Here is a 5,204-nt window from a genome sequence, read left to right as displayed (position 1 = left end):
ACTCCCTCACTCCCCTACTCCCCCCACTCCCCTACTCTCCTAAGCTTCGATCGCTTCTACAAATTTTTCCATAAATTCATCTGTTACACCTGGATGTTTGGCTGTGATTAAGTTTCCATCCATAACTAAATCTGCTGTTTGATCTCCATCAAATATCACATCTGCTCCAGCATTTTCTACATCACAAATAATATTGTGAGCACAGGTGACTTTTTTATTTTTAATCATTTCATTATCGGCACAAAATAGCCATAGACTATGGCAAATTGCTCCTAATTTGACATTTTCGGTATTGACAGCTTTGCGAAGAAATGCTACTGCTGGTGCTTGGTTTGGTTCTCCTTTTTTAGGATTTACCTGATACCTCAATCTGTCCATTGCATAAGCACCAATACAAATTATGCCTTTATAGTCTGAGGGTTTGACATCATTAACTTCTGTAGAAACAGTAACTTGTTCTTCAACAATATTATTTTCTGGGTTAGAGCCAAAATGTAATTCTTTATTACCCCATAAATGAGTAATATATTCTACTTCATAGCCTTTTTGAGGGAAAAATTCATTAAATTTCAGATATTCTGTAGGGTCAAAATGGTCTTCTATTAAGACTCCAATTTTACCTTTTGTTGCAGTAGCCATTCTTTTTTACTCCTTTTTTTACTCTAATATTTATTGCTGTCAAAAAATATATTTGAGAGTCAGTATCAAAAAAATTTTCAGATATCCTCTGAAATTTAATACTTTGTTCGACAAAAAAATAGTTAATAGACATCTCCAAAAATTCAAAATAAAATCAACTATTATCCATAAATTATCAATTATTCTTCCCTGTTAGCTGCTCCCTATTTTCTGGAGATGTCTAATAGGGAGATGAAAATTATTATCAACTCCCTTCAGTTTAACTATCTAATTTTTTCTCTTATGTAGTAATCAACTTCAGAAGTTCTGCTGCTGCAAATACATCACGATAGAATGTTAATTGCTCAGTCTTTAAGTAACAACCACCTCTGTGACCACGACGTACCCAAGTCACATTTCCCTTGGCAATGGTTTCGTTGGTTTCGAGATCCACACTTTTCCACTCGAAGAATGTATGTTCTCCAGAAAACATCACAATAGGCCAGCACATAATAACTCCTGGTTGAGAAATCAATGCCCACCAATGTTGTTCCCTTTCTTTTTGTTCCTCTAGACCAGAATAAGGTCCATCTTGGCACAAATAAACTAAATCTTCTCGATATTCAGCAGTTAAAATATCACCGCGTCCTTGTCTCAAAGCTTCACAATGAGTAGGCCACCACTCTTTATTTTCTTTCTCTATTTGTTCTAATGTGTAGTCAGCAGTTATCTCTGGTAATGTTGCTTCTTTCATAGCAATGATTTTTTCTGCCTCGGCAATCATTTTTGTGGCTACATCAGCAGCTACCGGAATAGCTCGAGAATAATCTGCTGTTAGGTCTTTGTAGTAACTTGTGCGCTTGCTCATAATATCTAGATTTGTAGTTTTTTTTTCATTGGTTGAAACAAAATTGCTCGGCGACGTGAGCGATGGTTAAAGAAACCACATCTTTTTGTAGTTAATAGAATTGTGCCTTCTTCAATTTTGAAGATGTTAGTAAATTATTTTGTCTACAATATTTACCCCCGATCGCGATTAACGATATTTATCTTTTCTGTGGCAGGTTTAATTACCCACCGTCACTTACGGTGCTGAAAATTATTTGGGTTTGTAGACACAGATACCTTTAGGTGCGGAATGCTACGCAAATAGCATAGCTGCCTTTTTCAAGATTATGCGGACGGGCCTAAAATTTCATTCAGAGCGCCGAAGCAACCTGCTGCTTTATTAAATCCTGCATAAACACAGGTGAATAATAGCAACTCCTCTATTTCTTCACGGGTAGCTCCCTGTTGCATTGCCATATTAACATGAGCGCCAAAAGGGTTTCCCGGACCTACATGATCTTGATTGACTACATCAATTGCTATTGTAATCAGAGCCTTGGTTTTTTGGTCTATGAGTGGTAGACCCCATGCTTCACCTGCTACACGAGTACAAAAGTCTCCAAATTTGGGGTTAATCCCATTTAAGCCTTCTTGCAGCGCTTTGTCATCTAGGACTGCATTTTTGTATTCCATAGTTTATCTGCTTAATTTTTCCAATTTGCTATGGTTTTGGATATTTGTTTCAAGACTGCGTTTGTGTCAGCGTTCTAGAGCAATATCACGTTAGCATTACCTAGAATAATCGCTCTGTTACACAGTTTAACATCTAATTTGTGAGTAAGATATCGACCTTTGTCAGAGCAGATGACGGCCACTTGCTCAAGGTACTAAATAATATCATTGTCCACATTCTTGACCAATTTTATTTGCTGTTCAAATGTGAGACAAATCTATTATATTTGCGCGAAACATTTTTTCTATTACTAGGTTATCACCTTAACTTACATTAATTCATTAATTAAATTGATTTTATGATTTTTTTAACTACAACAGGCTTATATTTTCTGATTTAATGTTTTAAAATGTTACTTAGCGATCTAAATTAACAATGATCTAAATCACTTTAGTCATTTTTTATGATTACTCAATTACAAGCATTTAAGTATTGTTAAGCTTTTCTAAGTTGATGAGAATGAGATTAACTGTAATCAGGTTTTACATAAAGGTGTTTATTATAACCTATGTGATAAAATTTGTATATACTTAGTTTGTTAATATTAATAATAGTTTTGGTAGAGGCACTGCAATAGAATCCTTCTACAAGCGGTGTCATTCATTAAATATGTAAAGCTGTCAAATCAACCTTTGAGAAAATTATGACTAATCTTAAAAATGACAATCATTATTTATACTTAGAAAATCAATGGTCAAGCGATCGCTCCCCAAAAACACTGATTGCCATAGACCAGCGGGTTGAAGATTACGACCGCTTGCTCAAAGGAGTAAACCAACAAGCCAAAGTAATTCTAGTAGCTCCCGATATCGATGGTATTGAACAAATTACTCAAGCAATATCCGATCTTCCTACCCACAGTCTTCATATAGTTTGTCATGGTAATCCTGGAACCTTATTTTTAGGGAAAACTCCGATAAATCAAGACAATATTTTGAGTTATCGTCAATCCCTCAAACAATGGGGAGTAAGTGAAATTCTTCTCTATGCTTGTGATGTTGCAGCAGATCCATCTAGTCAATTTCTTTCACTTTTACAACAATTAACTAATGCCCACATTGCAGCGTCTCAATATCCCATCGGCAACGCGTCCAAAGGTGGAACATGGGACTTAGAAACTAAAATTGGGAATTTTGTGCCTAGACCGGCTTTTTCTCCTCAAGCTCTCAAGGAATATACTGGGATTTTACATGGTTTTTACTTAGACCAATTTGGCACTTTTGGGAATGATTATTTAATCGGGACAGAAAATCCAGATGACATATTAGCTCTAGATGGAGATGATACTCTTGAAGGCTTGGGAAACACCGACCTACTTTCAGGAAATGCTGGTAATGATGTAATCTATGGCAATGAAGGAAGTGATATTGCCTATGGTGGTCCTGATGATGATGCTGTATATGGCTTTGATGGTGATGATATCCTTTCTGGCGATCCAGGCAACGACATAGTAAGTGGAAATGCTGGTAATGATACCCTAGTTGGAGGGGTGGGCAATGATAATATATACGGTGGTTTAGGAGAAGATATTCTGTTTGCCGGGAGTTTAGATGATTATGCAGATGAGAAAACTATATCCCTCACACCCCCCACAGGAGTTACCGGAACAACGGCAACTGGAGCTTTGACATTTGTTGGTTTTACCACATCAGCTAATCAGTTAGATATTGAAGGAACATTTAGTAATTTAAGTAGCCCTCTACTCACACTGGGAGAAGTAGATCGAGATGGAAATCTTCCCAGTGCCATCAGTCTAGACTGGGGACGTTCGGAGTTAACAGATTCTGTTGTCCGTAACCTCACGGTTGTTGATAATGGTGATGGATCTGGAAGCTTTAGTGGCTCGTTAGTTTTGACAAATGCTGAAATTCCTGCCTATTTAGCAGGTGATTACCGTATTAATATTCATACTGTTAATAATCCAAATGGAGAACTGCGGGGTCAACTTAGTCCAAATGAAGGTATTCGCTCTTTTCAAGCTCAATTAGATGGAAGTCAAAATGGTGTTCCTTCCTTTGCTACTGGAGAGGCATTCCTTACCTTGGATGAGACTCAAACAGCAGTGGGTTATTCTATCGATCTTGAAGGTCTGAACTTATTAGCAGATCCGGCACAGCGGACTGAACCTCAAGATGTAACAAAAATACATCTTCATCAAGGTGATATTGGTGCTTCTGGGCCTCATCGTTTGAATATTTTTGGTCTTCCGAGCGAGGATGACGCAGATTTGATTGTTGATTATGAACAGGAAATTCTTACAGGGATATGGGATGACACAGATGCTTCTTTGTCAGAGCAAAGTAATCCCATGAGTACAAAGTTTGTTTCAACCAGTACCGAAGAATTACTCAGAAATGGTTTATATATTCAAGTTCATACTAATGCTTTTCCAGATGGTGAAATTAGGGGACAAGTATTAGCGACTAATAATAATTTACTTGGTGGTGATGGGGACGATATTTTAGTAGGTAGTTATGGTAATGATTTTCTAGATGGGGGTTTGGGTAACGATACTCTAGCAGGACTTAGTGGTAATGATAATTATCTCTTAACTTCGGGTGCTGGTGTGGATTTAATTTTCTTTGAAGATGGTTTTGATTTATTGGCTTTATCAGGTGGATTAACTTTTGATGACCTCAACATTTTACCTGGTACAAGTGAAGATTTAACTTCAGTGGCAAGTCAAAATAATACTTTAATTCAAGTTGCTGCAACGGGAGAATTATTGGCTTCTTTATCTATGGTTTCACCTACTTCAATTAATGCTGATGATTTTGTGGTAATTAATTAATCGTTAGGGTTTGCTGAAAAAGTCTTATTAGTAGGGGTAGGAGTCATTTCAGTTATCAGTTATCAGTTATCAGTTATCAGTACCTCTGCCTGAAGTCAGAGGCTTGAAATATTGAACTTTATTTTTTTCATCCCCTTGAAAGGGGAGGCTTGAGACCTTCTTTTTTGGTCAGAATTTAGGGGACTTCCAAATAAAAAATTATCCCATTAGCTATGAAAGTAAGGGAGTAGGGAG

General features: G+C 36.9%; 4 protein-coding genes. 1 reads left to right on the top strand and 3 read right to left on the bottom strand.

What is annotated here, in order from left to right; translation table 11 throughout:
- Positions 1–39 precede the first annotated feature (39 nt).
- From AC3DU7_RS19820 to AC3DU7_RS19810, 3 genes are all read right to left on the bottom strand, one after another.
- The gene (locus AC3DU7_RS19820; protein WP_488041032.1) at positions 40–639 is read right to left on the bottom strand and encodes a DJ-1/PfpI family protein; all 600 of its coding nucleotides are present in this window, start codon (positions 637–639) and stop codon (positions 40–42) included.
- Between the two features lie 280 nt (positions 640–919).
- On the bottom strand, positions 920–1,486 hold the full coding sequence (locus AC3DU7_RS19815; protein ID WP_488041031.1) for a hypothetical protein: 567 nt from the start codon (positions 1,484–1,486) through the stop codon (positions 920–922).
- 305 nt (positions 1,487–1,791) lie between these two features.
- A complete protein-coding gene (locus AC3DU7_RS19810; RefSeq protein ID WP_287276254.1) occupies positions 1,792–2,139 on the bottom strand; it encodes a carboxymuconolactone decarboxylase family protein in 348 nt (115 codons plus the stop codon).
- A 683-nt stretch (positions 2,140–2,822) separates the two neighbouring features.
- Here AC3DU7_RS19810 and AC3DU7_RS19805 point away from each other — a divergent pair.
- A complete protein-coding gene (locus tag AC3DU7_RS19805) occupies positions 2,823–4,970 on the top strand; it encodes a DUF4347 domain-containing protein (RefSeq protein WP_488041030.1) in 2,148 nt (715 codons plus the stop codon).
- Positions 4,971–5,204: the final 234 nt, after the last annotated feature.

It is taken from the genome of Okeania sp. (assembly GCF_983059655.1).
The sequence above is the reverse complement of the archived record's forward strand: the minus strand, read 5'-3'. Positions and strand labels throughout refer to the sequence as shown.